General features: G+C 64.5%; 17 protein-coding genes. 12 read left to right on the top strand and 5 right to left on the bottom strand.

Annotation, left to right across the window (positions count from 1 at the left end; genetic code table 11):
• Nucleotides 1-219: 219 nt before the first annotated feature.
• Together LB520_RS18600 and LB520_RS18595 are read right to left on the bottom strand one after the other, a co-directional pair.
• On the bottom strand, nucleotides 220-2,355 hold the full coding sequence (locus LB520_RS18600) for an ABC transporter ATP-binding protein/permease (RefSeq protein ID WP_224638419.1): 2,136 nt from the start codon (nucleotides 2,353-2,355) through the stop codon (nucleotides 220-222).
• A gap of 108 nt (nucleotides 2,356-2,463) precedes the next feature.
• Nucleotides 2,464-4,446, bottom strand: a complete 1,983-nt coding sequence (locus tag LB520_RS18595) for a putative bifunctional diguanylate cyclase/phosphodiesterase (RefSeq protein ID WP_224638418.1) — start codon at nucleotides 4,444-4,446, stop codon at nucleotides 2,464-2,466.
• A gap of 355 nt (nucleotides 4,447-4,801) precedes the next feature.
• Here LB520_RS18595 and LB520_RS18590 point away from each other — a divergent pair, with 355 nt between their 5' ends.
• The 4 genes from LB520_RS18590 to LB520_RS18575 all read left to right on the top strand — a co-directional run bounded on the left by LB520_RS18590 (nucleotide 4,802) and on the right by LB520_RS18575 (nucleotide 7,119).
• Nucleotides 4,802-6,007 carry an amidohydrolase gene (locus LB520_RS18590; protein ID WP_224638417.1) on the top strand — a complete coding sequence of 402 codons (1,206 nt, stop codon included), beginning with the start codon at nucleotides 4,802-4,804 and terminating at the stop codon, nucleotides 6,005-6,007.
• Nucleotides 5,992-6,549: a DNA-3-methyladenine glycosylase gene (locus LB520_RS18585; RefSeq protein ID WP_224638416.1), complete on the top strand. Its 558-nt coding sequence runs from the start codon at nucleotides 5,992-5,994 to the stop codon at nucleotides 6,547-6,549. The genes LB520_RS18590 and LB520_RS18585 overlap by 16 nt, the downstream gene beginning before the upstream one ends.
• An 83-nt stretch (nucleotides 6,550-6,632) precedes the next feature.
• A complete protein-coding gene (locus tag LB520_RS18580; RefSeq protein ID WP_224607495.1) occupies nucleotides 6,633-6,932 on the top strand; it encodes a DUF2934 domain-containing protein in 300 nt (99 codons plus the stop codon).
• Nucleotides 6,933-6,939: 7 nt separating this feature from the next.
• Nucleotides 6,940-7,119, top strand: coding sequence for a hypothetical protein (locus LB520_RS18575; protein WP_140847661.1), 180 nt, complete (start codon nucleotides 6,940-6,942; stop codon nucleotides 7,117-7,119).
• Nucleotides 7,120-7,173: 54 nt separating this feature from the next.
• Here LB520_RS18575 and LB520_RS18570 read toward each other — a convergent pair whose 3' ends face one another.
• Nucleotides 7,174-7,488, bottom strand: a complete 315-nt coding sequence (locus tag LB520_RS18570) for an EthD family reductase (RefSeq protein ID WP_224638415.1) — start codon at nucleotides 7,486-7,488, stop codon at nucleotides 7,174-7,176.
• 201 nt (nucleotides 7,489-7,689) lie between these two features.
• Between LB520_RS18570 and LB520_RS18565 the strand changes: the two genes are divergently transcribed.
• Complete coding sequence (locus tag LB520_RS18565) at nucleotides 7,690-8,049, top strand: hypothetical protein (protein ID WP_224611641.1); 360 nt, start codon at nucleotides 7,690-7,692, stop codon at nucleotides 8,047-8,049.
• A gap of 21 nt (nucleotides 8,050-8,070) precedes the next feature.
• Here LB520_RS18565 and LB520_RS18560 read toward each other — a convergent pair whose 3' ends face one another.
• Nucleotides 8,071-8,682: a dihydrofolate reductase family protein gene (locus LB520_RS18560; RefSeq protein ID WP_224638414.1), complete on the bottom strand. Its 612-nt coding sequence runs from the start codon at nucleotides 8,680-8,682 to the stop codon at nucleotides 8,071-8,073.
• 1 nt (nucleotide 8,683) lies between these two features.
• Nucleotides 8,684-9,214, bottom strand: a complete 531-nt coding sequence (locus LB520_RS18555) for a cupin (RefSeq protein WP_224638413.1) — start codon at nucleotides 9,212-9,214, stop codon at nucleotides 8,684-8,686.
• A gap of 80 nt (nucleotides 9,215-9,294) precedes the next feature.
• Between LB520_RS18555 and LB520_RS29155 the strand changes: the two genes are divergently transcribed.
• The 7 genes from LB520_RS29155 to LB520_RS18525 all read left to right on the top strand — a co-directional run bounded on the left by LB520_RS29155 (nucleotide 9,295) and on the right by LB520_RS18525 (nucleotide 15,792).
• Nucleotides 9,295-9,417, top strand: coding sequence for a hypothetical protein (locus tag LB520_RS29155; protein ID WP_263481842.1), 123 nt, complete (start codon nucleotides 9,295-9,297; stop codon nucleotides 9,415-9,417).
• Between the two features lie 129 nt (nucleotides 9,418-9,546).
• Nucleotides 9,547-10,125, top strand: a complete 579-nt coding sequence (locus LB520_RS18550; protein ID WP_224638412.1) for a TetR/AcrR family transcriptional regulator — start codon at nucleotides 9,547-9,549, stop codon at nucleotides 10,123-10,125.
• A gap of 38 nt (nucleotides 10,126-10,163) precedes the next feature.
• The gene (gene fabF / locus LB520_RS18545; protein WP_224638411.1) at nucleotides 10,164-11,462 is read left to right on the top strand and encodes a beta-ketoacyl-ACP synthase II; all 1,299 of its coding nucleotides are present in this window, start codon (nucleotides 10,164-10,166) and stop codon (nucleotides 11,460-11,462) included.
• A 56-nt stretch (nucleotides 11,463-11,518) separates the two neighbouring features.
• Nucleotides 11,519-12,334 (top strand): oxidoreductase, encoded by an 816-nt coding sequence (locus tag LB520_RS18540; RefSeq protein ID WP_224638410.1) that lies wholly within the window; start codon nucleotides 11,519-11,521, stop codon nucleotides 12,332-12,334.
• Between the two features lie 146 nt (nucleotides 12,335-12,480).
• A complete protein-coding gene (locus LB520_RS18535; protein WP_318012110.1) occupies nucleotides 12,481-13,245 on the top strand; it encodes a sulfotransferase in 765 nt (254 codons plus the stop codon).
• A 387-nt stretch (nucleotides 13,246-13,632) separates the two neighbouring features.
• The gene (locus LB520_RS18530) at nucleotides 13,633-14,460 is read left to right on the top strand and encodes a transporter substrate-binding domain-containing protein (RefSeq protein WP_140847683.1); all 828 of its coding nucleotides are present in this window, start codon (nucleotides 13,633-13,635) and stop codon (nucleotides 14,458-14,460) included.
• 51 nt (nucleotides 14,461-14,511) lie between these two features.
• A complete protein-coding gene (locus LB520_RS18525; RefSeq protein ID WP_224638409.1) occupies nucleotides 14,512-15,792 on the top strand; it encodes an NAD(P)/FAD-dependent oxidoreductase in 1,281 nt (426 codons plus the stop codon).
• Nucleotides 15,793-15,795 lie beyond the last annotated feature (3 nt).

Genomic DNA, 15,795 nt, shown 5'->3' with positions numbered 1-15,795 from the left:
TTCCTTTCCCTCCGGAGGGGGGAAAGGTGGCGCTGCGAAGCAGCGACGGATTGGGGGAACCACGTGGCAATCAAGCCGCGGCCTGATCAGTCACGCCAGTCACAGAAGATGTGCATGGCGTAGCCCACTTTGTCGGGCGAGGAACCCAGGCTTGCGAAGGCCGCGCGCTTGGCGATTGGGGGAGCGCCGCCGGCGATTGCGCACGACGTCAGAGTGCCCCTATCCCTTATCGCCGCCGCTGCCCCACAGCGCGCGCTGCAGCAGGCCCGGCGCGCGCTTCTTCGGCGCGAGCTCGACATCGCTCACCAGCCGCGCGCCGCCCTCACGCCTCTCCAGCGTGATCTTTCGTGTGTGGAAGGCTTCCAACTCGGCGCGGTGGGCGACACTGATGATGGTGACCTGGGGCAGCACCTTGATCACCGTCCGCATCATCTTGTCCTGGCTCTTCTCGTCCAGCGCCGAGGTCGCCTCGTCGAGCACCACGATGTCCGGCGCGTGCAGCAGCAGGCGGGCAAAGGCGAGACGCTGCTTCTCGCCGCCCGACAGCGTCTGGTCCCAAGGCGCCTCTTCCTCCAGCCGGCTCTTCAGATAGCCGAGGCCCACCTTGTCGAGGGCCGCATTGATCTCTTTCGTCTTCCAGTTCTCGGCGGGGGCGGGATAGGCGGTGGCGCGGCGCAGCGTGCCGGACGGGATGTAGGGGCGCTGCGGCAGCATGAAGAGGCGCTTGCCCGGGTGGAAATCGACGCTGCCGCTGCCCCAGGGCCAGAGGCCTGCGATGGCCCGCACCAGCGTCGACTTGCCCGAACCGGATTCGCCCGAGACCAGCACGCGCTCGCCAGGCGCGATCTCCACCTCTGTTTCCTTGACCACGGCGGTGCCGTCGTCGAGCGTCACGGAAACATTGTTGAGGCTGAGCATCGCGCCGTCTGCGGTCTCGCCGCGCTGGATGCGGCCCAGCTTGTCGTTCTCCTCGGCGCGCTCCAGCCCGTCCAGCGACATCATCAGCGAGGCGATGCGGTGGGCCGAGGCATTCCAGTCGGCCAGGCGCGGATAATTGTCGACCAGCCAGCCGAAGGCGCCCTGCACGATGGCGAAGGCGGAGGCCGCCTGCATCACCTGGCCCAGCGTCATCGAGCCGTCGAGGAATTTCGGCGCGCATAGAAGCACCGGCACCACCGGCGCGAACAGGCTGGAGCCTTGCGAGACCAGTGCCGTGCGCATGTGCTGGCCGGTGAGCCGCGCCCAGCGGCCGAGCACGCCGGCGAAGGTGCGGTCGATGCCGGCGTTCTCCTCCTCCTCGCCGCCCAGCAGCGCGATGCTTTCGCCATTCTCGCGCACGCGCGTCAGCACGTAGCGGAACTCGGCCTCGGCCTGGTTCTTGTCCTCGGAAAGCTGGACGAAACGGCGGCCGATGGCGAACATCGAGGTCGAGGTGATCGCCGCGTAGATGACCGCGGTGACGACGAGGAAGCCGGGCACGGTGATGGTGGAACCGCCCAGCGAAAAGCTCAGCGCGCCGCCGATCGTCCATAGCACCACGATGAAGGTCGAGGCCGACAGGAAGGCGTTGAGGACGCCGGCGATGAAGTCGACCGGTGATTCGGTGGCGATGCGCAGATCCTCGGTGAGGCGAGCCTCCGGGTTGGCATGGTCGCCCTTGACGAGGTTGAGCTGGTAGTAGCGGCCGCTGGCCAGCCAGCGCTGGATGACGGCCGTGGTCAGCCAGGAGCGCCAGCGGCGCTGCATGGTCATGCGCAGGTACACTTGCGCGACCACCAGGCTGATGCTGCCGGCGACCAGCGGCAGGAAGACGGCGCTCAACCAGTAGACGGTGTGCGCGTCGCGCAGCTCGATGGCGTCGAAGATCGCGCGGTTCCAGCGGTTGATGCCGTATTGGAAGCCGACATTGACGCAGATCAGCGTGAGCAGCCCGATCGTCAGCGGCCAGGCAAGCCTGTCGCCGCGCAAACCCCAATAGCCGCGCCCGCTGATCCAGAAGCGCCGCAGCAGATATCTCTTGCGCGCCCGCACGGCCTCCTCAGGCGAAAGCTCGGGATCCGGCTCGATCGCCTCGGGCGGCGGCGACCCGGCATGGCCGATGGCTTCCGGCGCGGCATCGGCGGATGCCTTTTCTTCGGCCTCGCCGGCCTGCGGCTTGCGTTGCTGTGCCTTGTCGTCTTTCAGCCGGTCTTCGTGCCGTGTGTCTTCCCGCGCCCTCTGCGCGCGCGGCTTCGGGGCACCGCGCGGTTCCGACTGGCGCGGCTTGTCCTGGCGCGGCGGCGCCGAACGCGGCTTGCTTGCACCGCGCTGCGTGGCGCTGTCGGCCGGTTTCGGTTTGTGCTTGGCCGGGGACATCGCGCCACAACGGCCCAAAAATCAAAAGGTTTCACGCGGGCCGCGGCTACCCTGTCCTTCCGATGCCGGTTGCCCGCCAAGTCAATGAATGCCCTTGGCGGTGGCCAATCAGGCGGCGTTGCCGCTCTTGGGCGTGCGCCGCGGCTTGAAAAGGGCCTCGGTGGCGGAACTACCGGTCGCGTCGAAGGCGAGCGCATCGCCCAGGGGGAGCGCGGCCGAGAAAAGATAGCCTTGCCCAATCAGGCAGCCCAGCGAGCGCAGGATCATACGGTCGGCGTCGGTCTCGACCCCCTCGGCCATCACCTCGATGCCCAGCGTCCGGCCGAGGCCGATCACCGCCTCGACCACGGCCTGGTCCTCGAGGGATTTCGCCAGGTCGCGCACGAAATCCTTGTCGATCTTGATCTTGCGGATGCGGCTGTCCTTGAGTGAAACCAGGGTCGAGAAGCCGGTGCCGAAATCGTCGAGCACGATCGATATGCCCGCATCCGCCAGGCGCCCGACCTTTTCGTCGACCCGGTCGCGGTCGACCGGCGCCTCCTCGGTGATCTCGATCTCGAGCATCGCGGCAGGCACGTCCTTGGCCTTCAGGCCGTCGAGGATCATGTCGTCGACATTGCCGGCCTCGAGCTCGCGCGGCGAGAGGTTCATCGCGACGCGAACATCGCGGCGCCCATGCTTCACGAGCTCTGCGATAATGGCGCAACAATTGAAGAACACCGTCTCGGTCAGAAGCGAAAGCAGCCCGGTTTCGCGCGCGGCAGTGACGATCTCGGGTGGCGAGATGGCGCCATGGACATCATGGTGCCAGCGCAGCAGCGCCTCGAAACCGACCACCGCGTTGGTATCGAGCCGCACCAAAGGCTGGAACCAGGAGCAGAGCGTGCCGGTTTCGATGGCGCCGCGCAGGTCGCGCTCGATGCAATTCTTACGTTCCAGCGCGGCGTCCAGCCCGGCGTCGAAGAGACAATATTCGTTCCTACCGCCGCGCTTGGCGGCATAGAGCGCGAAATCCGCCTTGAGCAGCATCTCGGTCAGTCGCGGCTTTTCCGATTGGTAGATGCCGATCGAGGCGCCGACGCGCACCGAATTCAACTCCGGATCCGGATTGGCGATGGCCGTGATGATGGCGGATGCAAGCTCGCCGGCCGCTTGCTGCGACCTGCCGGCGGAGAAAAGCAGCACGAACTCGTCGCCGCCGATGCGCGCGATCGTGGCACCTTGCGGAGCGTGGTTCTCGATCCGGCGCGCCACCCTGACCAAAAGATCGTCGCCGATGTTGTGGCCATAGGTGTCGTTGACGGATTTGAAGCCGTCGAGGTCGATCAGCATGGCCACGAACGGGCCGTCGGAGAGCCCGAGCTTGGCAATCGCCTGCTCCAGCCCATAGCGGTTGAGCAGATTCGTCAGCGGGTCGCGCCTGGAGTTGCGCTCCATCTCGGCGGCGAATTCGCTCGCCTCGTATTTGAGCCGGCTCGTCTCGCGGAAGCGGAATTGCCCGAGCAGCGCGCTCCTGACCATGCCGCCAAGGAAAAGCAGCACGGTGAAGGCGAGCACGTAATTTTCAACGCCGCCCTTTGCAAGCACGCAGCCGGCGGCGGTGAGGAGCGGCAGGATAATGAAATTGATCGAAGCCGGCGCGTAGGAGGTGCCGTAGGTGACCGAACCGGCCGAAGTGCCGGCGAGCACGATCAGATAGAGCGGCGCCTGGCTGGTCGTGTATCCGTCGCTCAGCAGCGCCAGAAAAGACCAGGCGACGCCCGAGGCAAGCGCCATCAGGCCATAAAGCGAAAGCCGGGCGCCCACCGCCCTCGGGTTGTCGCCGGCGGCTTCCGATTGGGTGACGGCAAGCGCCACGCGCGCGCCGTTGATCAAGGCGATCGCCACGAACCACAGCACCGCGGCAAGGCCGCCCCCCGACAAGAGCTGCACCGCCAGGATCAAGGCCGAGAGCACCGTGCCGATCGGCATCGAGATGAAGACGCCCTTGCTCAGATCGGCAAGCTGGTCGCGCAGGATGCCGGCTTCCACGGCTTCGCTCCTTGCCTCGGAAGAGGGACCCGACACCAGCCGCTCGTCATGCCTTTTCATGTCTCTAATGGGTAGGCGAGCGGAATGAAAATCGTGTCAAGGATTTCAGCGGTTTACGTGGCATTTCTTGATTGAGTCTGGCCGATGCCGGGAGCTAAAAGAAAGCCGCGCGACGGCTCCCTATCAAGACGGGACCATCGGGCAACGGTTCTGAACTTTTGCGGAGCGTTGCGGGTGGACAGAACGAGCGTCGCCTCCGTCCGATCAGCCGCGACCTGCCGCAGGTGAAGGCGGGGAGATAGCGGCATTGATTTCGCGGAGGCCGATGGCCTATCCGAATTGATCGGCATGGCACGGCGCGAGAAAAAACCTATCGTGTTTGTGTGACCTGAAAAACCCATCGGAGCCCCAACCCATGACCCTGACCAATCGAGACATCGTCGAGCTCACCGAATGGCGGCGCAAGCTGCACCGGCAGCCGGAAATCTCGAATGAGGAGGAAAGGACCGCGAAGGAGGTGGTGAATTTCCTCGCCGATACCGAGCCGGACAAGGTGCTGACCGGGCTCGGCGGCCACGGCGTCGCGGCGGTCTATGACAGCGGGCAGGCCGGCCCGACGGTGCTGTTCCGCTCGGAGCTCGACGCGCTGCCGATCGCGGAGCTTTCGGGTGTGGCGCATGCCTCGCAGGTGCCGGGCAAGTCGCATATGTGCGGCCATGACGGGCACACCGCGATCCTGGCGGCGCTCGGTCGCCAGTTCGGACGCGAAAGACCGGCGCGCGGCCGCGTTGTCCTGATGTTCCAGCCGGCGGAGGAAACCGGCAATGGCGCGGCCGGGGTCGTCGCCGATCCGCGCTTTGGCGAGATCCAGCCGGATTTTGCGTTTTCGCTGCACAACCTGCCGGGCGTGCCGTTCGGCGAGGTGCGGCTGAAGGCCGGCACCGTCAACTGCGCCTCGCGCGGCATGCGCATCGTGCTCGAGGGCAAGACGGCGCATTCCTCGATGCCGGAAACTGGCATCTCGCCGATGCCGGCGGTGAGCGAGCTGATGCCGGCGCTGCCCGCGCTCGGGCGCGGGACCTTCACCGACGAGGATTTCGGCATGGTAACCGTCACCCATTGCGCGATGGGCGAAGCCGTGTTCGGCATCGCGCCCGGCTATGCCGAAGTGTGGGCGACGCTGCGCACCCGCCGCGACGAGCGCATGGCCGAGCAGGTCGCCGCCGCGGAAGCGCTTGCCAGGAAGATCGCCGCGAAGCACGGCCTTGCCGTGCGTTTCGACTATCACGAAATCTTCGTCGCCAGCGTCAATGCGCCGGACGCGGTCGAGCATCTCAACCGCGCGCTCGACGCGGAAGGCATTGCGCGCAGCGAAGAGGCGCTGCCGATGCGCGCCTCGGAGGATTTCGGTATTTTCGGCCACAATGCGAGGTCGGCGATGTTCTTCCTCGGCGCCGGCGAAAGGCACCCTTCCCTGCACAACCCCGACTATGATTTCCCGGATGATCTCATCCCGATCGGCTCGCGGATCTTCATGCGCGCGGCGCGCAATCTTTTGGGCAGAGCGGACGCCGATGATGAGCTGTCTGAACGACACCGGTCGCCATGCCGCTTAGTGTAGGGCCCGATTTCTTTGCCCGCGACGCGGTTATCGTCGCGCGCGCCCTGATCGGCGCCAGGCTTGGGCTCGCCGGCGTCGGCGGGATCATCGTCGAGACCGAGGCTTACCGGCCCGACGACCCCGCATCGCACAGCTTTCGCGGCCGCACGCCGCGCAACGCGCCGATGTATGGCGTGCCCGGCACCGCCTATGTCTATCGTTCCTACGGGCTGCATTGGTGCCTGAACGCGGTGTGCCTGCCGGGCAGCGCCGTGCTGATCCGCGCCATCCAGCCGCAATCCGGCATCGCCGCGATGCGCGAGCGGCGCGAAACAGATGACGACCGGCTGCTGTGCTCCGGTCCCGGCAAGCTCTGCCAGGCGCTGGGCATCGACGGTTCGCATAACGGGCTCTCGCTTACCGCGCCGCCGTTCGAGTTCGCCCGTTCCGAGGCCGACCCGGCTGCAATCCTCGCCGGTCGCCGGATCGGCCTCACCAAGGGCGTGGAAGCCGAGTGGCGATTTGGCCTCGGCGGATCGGCCTATCTCAGCCGCAGGTTCTGAGTCGCAACCTTATCCATTCCCTGTCCCCGTCACGGATCATTCGCGGCCAGCGCGCGTTTGAACAGATGACGGAGGATCGGACAATGGCGACCGACAAATACGAACGCATCAAGCGCCGCGCCTATGAGATCTGGCAACGCAGCGGCGAAGCGAATGGCCAGGACGAGGAGCACTGGCATCAGGCCTGCGAGGAAATCGAGCGCGAGGACAACGGCTTGGGCGAACAGCCGGGTGCTGCGATGCCCGGCGCGGTCACGATACCGGCCGGCAATCCGGACCGGTCGGCGGCCGAGGCGCTGGCGCGCAAGGCCCTGGCAAATCGTCCGGACAGGCCGGCCGCCGACGATCCGGCGCCGAACAAGCGCAGCCGGCGCAAAGGCTGACCCGGCCATGGTCAAAAATGTCGAACAGGCATTGGACGACGCGTTGCTGGCCATGCGCATGCTGCGCAAGTCGATCGTCGATCACGGCCATCTGGAAGCGATGGCCGATCTGGATGCCGTGATGGAAACCGCGATCGCCGCGGCGGAGCAAAAACGCATCGACATCGAGCGGAAAAAGTCGACGTGAGCAGCGATGCGGCCGCGATTCTCGGCGGCCGATCGTCCTGTCTCGGCCGCGGGCTCAAACTTCCCTGCTGTCGAAGAGGAACATCTGGACCCCCGATTGATCGGGTGCGTAAAGCCGGCGGTCCGCCCCGGCCGCCTTTCCCTCCGGGCTTGCGAAAGCCCTCTTCATCGCTTCGAGATCGTCAAAATAAAGCGTCCCGATCAGGTAGACATCGGACGGTCCGGCCACCACCGTGATCGGCCCCTGGCTGACCTCGTATTTCCTCAGACCCGGGATCTTCTTGGCCAGCGGTACGTGCGTCTCGAAATAATGCTTGTCGAACGCCTCCGCGTCAGCCGGCTGCTTGTAGATGACGACCATTCCAGCCATTGCGGTTTTCCTTTTTTGTTGGGACGGAACCAAGGACGAAATGGTGGGCGGAAACGGAACGAGACGTTGAAAAAATCTCGGGAGCGCCGAAGGACGACGATGGCGGCTGTCCCGCCCTGCCCGTTGCTTTTCGCAGCTATCTCGCTTGTGCGAAGGAGCGTTCTGTGTTCTCTCCGCCTTGAATTAGCAGGGACTCAAACGATGAGAATTGCGGTGCTCGTTGCGCTCTGCGCGGCAGCGGCGGGATGCGTGTCCTCTGCCGCCGATAATGGCGCTTCGCTGTCGCAGCAGGATCCGAAATGGGCATCGCCGGAATGCCAGCAAGCCCGCGCCGCGGCATCGGACTACGCCCAGCGCGAGAAGGACCATCCCGGCTGGGGGTTCGGCGTGCTTCTTGGCCCTTACAGCATGGGGATGGTGGCGGCGGTCAAGGAGCATGAGCACCAGCAGCGACGGCTTCTTGCCCGCCAGATGCACCTGCAATGCTCGAGCAAGCCGCTGCCGAAGGAGCTCGATTTCGATCCGGCAAGCTACGCGCCGAAGAAAACGCATTATCCATAGAGGAAGGACCGCGGGTTCCGGTTATTCTGGCCGCTCCGCCGCGGCCTTGCCATCGAATGCATAAGTGAGGATGGCCACCCCCGTCGCGGTCGACACCTGGTTGGACAGCTTCAGCATCGAGGGCGCCTGCCCCGGCTCGAAAAGGCGCGAGCCTGTGCCCAGCACCAGAGGGTGGACCATCAGCACCAGCTCATCGACAAGCCCGTGCCGCATTAGCGCGCGCAGCAGCTTGCCGCTGCCGAACACAATCAGCACCTCGTCGTGACCTTGCTTCAGCGCGCGCACCGTCTCCCCGGCATCGCCGGCAAGCAGCGCCGAATTCTCCCAGCCCGGCTCATAGCCGGCGTCATGCGAGGCGACGAACTTCCGTGCGCCGGTCAGCGCCCTGGTCATCGGACTGGCCGGCTGACGAACAGCCCAGGCCTCGTGAAGATCCTCATAAGTCGTGCGGCCAGCGAGCAACGACCAGCCGCCGGCCATGGCGTGGCCAATGACTTCCTGCATCTTCGGGTCGCTGCCTGGATTGCCCCAACCGCCGTGCGCAAAACCATTGCGTGTGTCTTCGTCGGCGCGCCCCGGCGCCTGAAAGACACCGTCCAGCGTCACATGCTCGATGGCGACGATGCTTGCCATTTCAGCCTTCGCTCCAGGCTTTCAGCAGCGGCCCGTCGCCGCCGAAGAGCGGATCCTTGTCGGGCCGGCCGACCTTCGGGATCGTGCGCAGCGCCTCGGCGTGCTGCTCCGGGCTCCGGCACAAATCATAGGTGCCGAAGGGCGGATAGGCGCCGACTACGAGAAGATCGGCCGAGCCGGACAGGCGCTGATGGCCGGTGCCGGCCGGCAGGACCGCCACGTCGCCCGCCTTCACCTCCAGCACCTTGCCTTTATCGCCGCCGAAGCGGACCTCGGCGGTGCCGCGCGCGATGCCCAGCACCTCGTGAATGCGCGAGTGATAGTGGACGAAGTTGTAGATGCCGTTGCGCCAGCTGTCGCCCCAGCCATTGGCGCCGAAAATATCCTCGAAAACGGCAGCCGGATCGCTTTCGTCCGGCAGCTGCACGGCGCCGGGATAGAAGAGCATGGGCCAGCGCGGATGATTGGGCACCAGCCCATCATCGGCGAAGCGGAAGGCGAGCGGTTCCTGTTTGTCGACAGATTGTGCCATCCTTGCGGTTTCCTGCATGGTCTTAATGGGACCTAACGGTTTCCCGCGGATTTTGCTCCGGCCGGTCTGAGGAGGTCACAATGGCTGCATTTCGTCTTTCGGCAATCGGCCTTTTTGCATCGGCACTTGCCTTTGCCGCCGTCGCCGCCGGCAACGCCGAGACGATGGCGGTGATCGTCGCGGCGCTTCGGCATCGAAACTGATCTGGGCCTGTAGCAGGCACATTCAGCCCGTAGCAAACCGCTACGTGGGGCGCCGCCTATTGACAGATTGCGTTCGGCTTCTAACTGAATTATAGATGTCGTACGTAATCTAAAATATGGAGGTCGACGATGCGCGTGAGCCGCATTCAGGCTGAGCAGAACCGGCAAACCGTGATCGATGTCGCAAGCCGGCTTTTTCGGGAGCACGGTTTTGACGGTATCGGCCTTAAGGATTTGATGAAGGGCGCCGGGCTGACCCAAGGCGCTTTCTACAAGCAGTTCGCGTCAAAGGAGGACCTTGCGGCGCAAGCTTCCAGGCGCGCGATGGAGAGCGCTGCCGACAGATGGACGGCGGCGACTGCAGCGAATCCCGGCGATCCGCTTGGGGCGGTGATCGAGTTCTATCTCAGCATGGGCCATCGCGAGGAAAGGATGGACGGCTGCCCGGTCGCGGCGCTCGGGTCGGATGCGGCCAGACAGGGGACCGAGGTGAAAGCGTCGTTCGAAATGGGGATCAAAGCATATCTTGAAGTGCTCGGCAGGATGATTGCCAGGACTGGGAACGAGGAAACCGGTGAAAAAGCCATGGCCGTCCTCTCGACGATGGTCGGTGCGGTGGTTCTCTCGCGCGTCGTCAATGATCCCGACCTCGCGCAGGCCTTTCTGGATGCAGCGGCCGAACAGGTTCGCGACACCGTCAGCGTTTGACCGGCGCGGGCTGGCTACTCAGATCGATAGGAGAATAGATGCGACGGATTGTTGTCACGGGCATGGGCGCGGTCACGCCCCTTGCCGCAAATACCGAGACGTCGTGGTCGCGTCTCCTGGCCGGCCGCTCGGGCATTCGAAGGCTTCCTGAGGACATGGTGGAAACCCTGCCGACAAAGATCGGCGGAACGGTTCTTTCGCTGGAGGAGGATCCCGAAGCCGGTCTCGATGCGAATGCTTTCCTGGCGCCGAAGGATCAGCGCAAGATCGATCGCTTCATCCTTTTCGCGCTGGCGGCGGCGGAAGAGGCGCTTGCCCAGGCGGGATGGAAGCCGGAGTCGGAAAGGGATCGGCTTCGCACCGCGACGATCATTGCTTCAGGTATCGGAGGGTTCCCCGCCATAACCGAGGCGGTGCGCACCGTCGACCAGCGCGGCGTTCGGCGTCTTTCGCCGTTCACGGTGCCGTCTTTCCTGGTGAACCTCGCCGCCGGCCACATCACGATCCGTTACGGCTTCAAGGGCCACATCGGCGCGCCGGTAACGGCATGCGCCGCCGGCATTCAGGCGATCGGCGATGCGGCGCGCATCATCCGCGCCGATGAAGCCGACATCGCCGTGTGCGGCGGCACGGAAGCCTGCATGAACCTCGTCAGTCTGGGCGGCTTCGCGGCGGCGCGCTCGCTTTCAACCTCCTTCAATCACCGTCCCGATCAGGCCTCGCGTCCGTTCGACATGACGCGGGATGGTTTCGTCATGGGCGAAGGCGCCGGCATCCTCGTCATCGAGGAATTGGGCCATGCGCTGGCGCGCGGCGCGAAACCGCTCGCCGAGGTCGTCGGCTACGGCACGACGGCGGATGCCCATCACGTCACGTCCGGTCCCGAGGATGGGGATGGCGCGCGTCGCGCCATGGAGATCGCGATCGCCCAGGCCGGCATTTCACCGCGCGAGATCCGCCATCTCAACGCGCACGCGACCTCCACGCCGGTGGGCGATCTGGGAGAAATCGAAGCGATCAAAACCGTTTTCGGCGCGGATTTCTCCATAGCCGTCAGCGGAACGAAGTCGGCGACCGGACACCTGCTCGGAGCCGCCGGCGGAATTGGCGCCATCTTCACCATCCTGGCGCTGAGGGACCAAATGGCGCCGCCGACCCTCAATTTGAGCGCCCCCGATCCGGCCGGCGACGGAATAGACTTCGTCGCAAACCGGGCCCGGCCGATGGAGATGGACTACGCGATCGCCAACGGCTTCGGCTTCGGCGGCGTCAATGCCAGCATGCTGTTCCGGCGCTGGGACGGGCACGGCGTAAACGGTCGAGCCGCTCGTGATTGACGCTCTTTGCTCCAGCCTTTCCTGCTTTCCAGTCCAACCCAAAGAAAGTGATCTCCATGAACAGGACCAATCCTGGCGTTGCCATCGTCACAGGGGCATCCAGCGGAATTGGGCACGCAACGGCCAAGGCGCTGCAGAGCGCCGGCTTTCGCGTGTTCGGAACGAGCCGTCGCGCGGTCTCCAAGAAAACCGACGGCATTACCATGCTGACCTGCGACGTGACCGATGACGCGTCCGTGGCGAAGCTGGTCGATGAGGTGCTGGCCGATGCCGGGCGCATCGACGTGCTGGTCAACAATGCCGGCATCGGCCTGCTTGGCGGCGCGGAGGAATCCTCGACTGCACAGGCCCAGGCTCTGTTCGACGTGAACGTCTTCGGTGTCATCCGCATGATCAATGCGGTGCTGCCGATCATGCGACGTCAAGGAAAGGGCAGGATCGTCAACTTGAGCTCAGTGCAGGGGTTCATCCCCGCCCCCTATTTCGCGCTTTATTCGTCGACCAAACATGCCGTTGAAGGCTATTCCGAATCGCTTGATCACGAAGTGCGGCCGTTCGGAATTCGCGTCGCATTGGTCGAGCCGGCCTATACCCGGACTTTGTTCGAAGACAATCTGGCCAGGCCGGACCAGGTGCTCGATGTCTATGACGCCGCGCGCGCCGGCATGACCATAGCCGTGCGGAAGGCGATGGAAAAAGGCGATACACCCGAAGTGGTGGCCAACACCGTTGTGGCGGCTGCGACCGATCCCGCTCCGAAGCGGCGCTATGCGGCGGGAAAGACAGCGCGCCAAGTCAGTTTCCTGCGCCGTTTCGTCCCCGCATCCGCATTCGACAAGAGCCTGCGAAAGCAGCTCGGGCTGCCGGCCTGACAACGGAGCCTTTCACTCCAGCCACCCTGCCTCCAGGTCAAAGCGCCGGCAGCAATTAGCTGTTCGTCACTGACCGCATATAAGCATTCCCTATTGAAATCCCCGGAAGAAAAAGGTTGTTTAGAATCTCCGGGGGAAACGAAATCGTGAATAGAGGCGTGGTGCGGCTTCTTCCGAAGCCCAAGGTTTCAATATTCATTTGCGGATGCGGGCATACGGGGTCAACTTTGCTCGCCCGGATACTGGCTGCGCATCCGGAAATTTTCTCTGTTCGCCGCGAGACAAGCGCGTTTGTCTCAAGCGATGGGGCGCGATGGACCAAGCTAAGCGCGGTTTTGCTGCAGGCGGCCATTTCACGCCGCAGCGTCTGGGTCGAAAAGACCCCGAACCATATCCACTATACGAGGCAGATCATCGAGACGATCCCGGGCGCGCGCTTCATCGTCGTCACGCGCGACGGCAGGGACATCGTGGCCTCGCTCGGGCAGCGTTACGAGGGCGATTTCGACAAGGCTTTCCAAAGATGGATCGCCGACAGCAAGGCCTCGATGGAGCGTATCGAAAAGGGCGAAAGCATCCTGTGGCGTTATGAAGACTTCATCGAATCGCCTGCGCTTTCCATCGAACGCCTATGCCGCTTCATTGGCGTGACCTTCGATCCAGGCATTCTGAACTATCACCAGCAGCCCGTCATATGGGGGCGCGAAAGGGCGGTGCGCACGCCGCATTCCGCTCGCCGGCACGCCCAGGTGAACCAGCCGATCACCGACTATCGGGGCAGCTGGCGATCCAGCCTGCCGATGGAAGTGGCTTGCCGTTTCGACGCCGGCGAGGCGCGGGAAATCATGGGCTATTTCGGATACGCGCAGTCCGAGCGTCCGGCGGGTGTCGATCACCAGACCCAAGCGTAGTCGAGAAGCGACCCTTTGCGCTTGTACGTATCGCACGCCGCGGGTTGAGAAGCAGCAGCCTGCCCCGACGTGTTGGCGAGCGCGCGTGCCTGCCATGAACCAGCAACGTCTTCAGCATGGATTGGGCGCGCCCAACGGGCCGGGTATTCAGCAGCGAGCGTCGAGAGCTGGTGGCGGCCCGACTGATCCGCGAATGCGCATAACAGGCGGCGGCTGCGGCCGATCGCATAAAAGTCCAAGAAAATTCGACCAATGCCGATCCGGCCAACGCCGGGAACGCGTATCGCAGGCCAAACTCGACGATGCGCCGATAAAGACGCTTGACTCACCCTCCCGCTTACGGACAAGTTGCGTTGTCAGACATCTTACATACGAGAGGGAGGTTTCGTGAGGAGATTTATCGCTTGTTTCGCGCTGGCTGCCGGCGCGCTCGCATTTGCGTCGGCAGCGTGGGCGGGAGAAACCCTGGATCGCGTCACAACCAAGAAGGCCATGGTGGTCGCGACCAACAGCGGCTGGCCACCGCAGAGCTTTCTCGACGAGAGCAACCAGTTGGTCGGCTTCGACATCGACGTTTCGAAAGAAATCGCCAAGCGCCTCGGCGTCGAGGTCAGCTTCGAGACTCCCGATTGGGCGACCATGACCGGCGGCCACTGGCAGGGCCGCTATGATCTTGGCGTCGGCTCGGTGACGCCGACCAAGGCCCGGGCCAGGGTGATCGATTTCGCCGGCATCTATTATTACAGCCCTTATGTCTATGTGGTCCACAAAGACAGCAAGGCGAAATCGGTGAACGATCTGAACGGCAAGGTGATCGGCGTCGAGACCGCCACCACTTCGGAAGATTTCATCCGCCGCCAATTGGAGATCGACGCTCCCGGCCTTCCGCCAATCGAATACAAGCTGCAGCCTGGCGAAATCCGGACTTTCGCCGATTCCATGCTGCCCTTCGACGATTTGAGACTTGGGGACGGCGTGCGGCTCGACGCGGTCATCGCGCCCGAGCAGACCGCTCAAAACGCCATCAAGAACGGTTATCCGCTGCGCATCATCGAGGGCGACTACGCCTTCCGCGAACCGCTGGTGGTGATCGCCGACAAGGGCGATGCCGAGTGGACCACCAAGATCGGCGGCATCATCGACCAGATGAAGAAAGACGGCACGCTCGCCACGCTGACCACCAAGTGGTACGGCAAGAACTACAGCGCCGATTGACGCTCATCGCGGGCGGCCCCTCAAGGCCGCCTGCTTCCGTCAGAACCTATCATGACTTATCCCGACACCTATTATCGCCGTACACTTGCCGACGAGAAGGTCAGACCACCGCTCGAGGGTCCGGCCGAATGCGACACGGTCATTGTCGGCGGCGGACTGGCCGGTCTGACGACGGCGCTGCAGCTGGCTCGCGCCGGGCAGCAGGTCGTGCTGCTCGAAGCCGAGAGCATCGGCTTCGGCGCCTCGGGCCGCAACGGCGGCTTCGTCAGCCCCGGCTTCGCGACCGGCAGCGACAAGATCGCCGCGATGGCCGGCGCGGCGGCGGCACGAGAGCTGCATCGGCTGTCGATCGAAGGCGTCGATTTCGTGCGGCAGACGATCAAGGATCTCGACATCACGGCAGCGAAGCCTCGCCCCGGAATCATGGGCGTGCTGCGCCATGACGGCGGCGCCGACCTGAAGGCTCATGCAGAGAAGCTGGCGCGGGATTTCGACTATCCGCTCGAATATCTCGAGCGCGACCAGGTGCGCGCTGTGCTGCGTTCCGAGCGCTACTACCAAGGCCTGCGCGATGGCAACGCCTTCCACATGCATCCGCTGAACTATCTGCGCGCCATCGGGGCGGAGATCGAGCGGCTGGGCGGCAGGATTCACGAGGACTCCAGCGCGATCGAGGCTAAACTCGATGGCCCGCACAAGACGCTACGCACCGCAAGCGGCGAAGTACGCGCGCGGCAAGCGGTGTTTGCCACCGGCGGCTATACAGGACCGCTGGTCGGCCGGCTGAAGCGGGCCATGTTACCGATCGCGACCTATGTGATGCTGAGCGAGGAAGCCCCCGATCTCATCGCCGGCGCCATTGCGACGACGGATGCCGTCGGCGACAACCGCCGGGCCGGCGACTACTACCGCGTCGTGGAGGATGGAAAGCGGCTGCTCTGGGGCGGGCGAATCACCACGCGGGCCGCTTCACCGGCGGCGCTGGCCAGGGAATTGCGCCGGGAGATGGTTGGAACCTACCCTCAGCTCGCTGCGCTCAAGACCGAACTCGCCTGGTCGGGGCTGATGGCCTACGCCCGCCACCTGATGCCCCAGATCGGGCAGCTGCAGCCAGGCGCCTGGTATCTCACCGCGTTTGGCGGGCACGGCATCAACACGACGGCCATAGCCGGCAAGGTGGTCGCCGAGGCGGTACTCGGCCAATCGGACCGCCACCTTCTGTTCGCGCCGTTCGGACTGGCCTGGGCAGGCGGACCGGTGGGGCTTGCCGCGGCGCAACTCACCTATTGGAAGCTGCAGGCGCAAGATTGGTGGCGCGAACGAGCCCGCTAACCA

The sequence above is a fragment of the Mesorhizobium sp. CA12 genome (genome assembly GCF_020165255.1).
GTDB lineage: Bacteria > Pseudomonadota > Alphaproteobacteria > Rhizobiales > Rhizobiaceae > Mesorhizobium.
This window is presented reverse-complemented; position numbering and strand designations above follow the sequence as displayed.

Coding starts and splice junctions, on each gene's coding strand:
- LB520_RS18565 (WP_224611641.1), top strand. CDS start 7,690: ATGAGAATTGCGGTGCTCGTTGCGCTCTGCGCGGCAGCGGCGGGATGC.
- LB520_RS18570 (WP_224638415.1), bottom strand. CDS start 7,488: ATGGCTGGAATGGTCGTCATCTACAAGCAGCCGGCTGACGCGGAGGCG.
- LB520_RS18550 (WP_224638412.1), top strand. CDS start 9,547: ATGCGCGTGAGCCGCATTCAGGCTGAGCAGAACCGGCAAACCGTGATC.
- LB520_RS18580 (WP_224607495.1), top strand. CDS start 6,633: ATGGCGACCGACAAATACGAACGCATCAAGCGCCGCGCCTATGAGATC.
- LB520_RS18540 (WP_224638410.1), top strand. CDS start 11,519: ATGAACAGGACCAATCCTGGCGTTGCCATCGTCACAGGGGCATCCAGC.
- LB520_RS18595 (WP_224638418.1), bottom strand. CDS start 4,446: ATGAAAAGGCATGACGAGCGGCTGGTGTCGGGTCCCTCTTCCGAGGCA.
- LB520_RS18525 (WP_224638409.1), top strand. CDS start 14,512: ATGACTTATCCCGACACCTATTATCGCCGTACACTTGCCGACGAGAAG.
- LB520_RS18585 (WP_224638416.1), top strand. CDS start 5,992: ATGCCGCTTAGTGTAGGGCCCGATTTCTTTGCCCGCGACGCGGTTATC.
- LB520_RS18575 (WP_140847661.1), top strand. CDS start 6,940: ATGGTCAAAAATGTCGAACAGGCATTGGACGACGCGTTGCTGGCCATG.
- LB520_RS29155 (WP_263481842.1), top strand. CDS start 9,295: ATGGCTGCATTTCGTCTTTCGGCAATCGGCCTTTTTGCATCGGCACTT.
- LB520_RS18600 (WP_224638419.1), bottom strand. CDS start 2,355: ATGTCCCCGGCCAAGCACAAACCGAAACCGGCCGACAGCGCCACGCAG.
- LB520_RS18555 (WP_224638413.1), bottom strand. CDS start 9,214: ATGGCACAATCTGTCGACAAACAGGAACCGCTCGCCTTCCGCTTCGCC.
- LB520_RS18560 (WP_224638414.1), bottom strand. CDS start 8,682: ATGGCAAGCATCGTCGCCATCGAGCATGTGACGCTGGACGGTGTCTTT.
- LB520_RS18590 (WP_224638417.1), top strand. CDS start 4,802: ATGACCCTGACCAATCGAGACATCGTCGAGCTCACCGAATGGCGGCGC.
- fabF (WP_224638411.1), top strand. CDS start 10,164: ATGCGACGGATTGTTGTCACGGGCATGGGCGCGGTCACGCCCCTTGCC.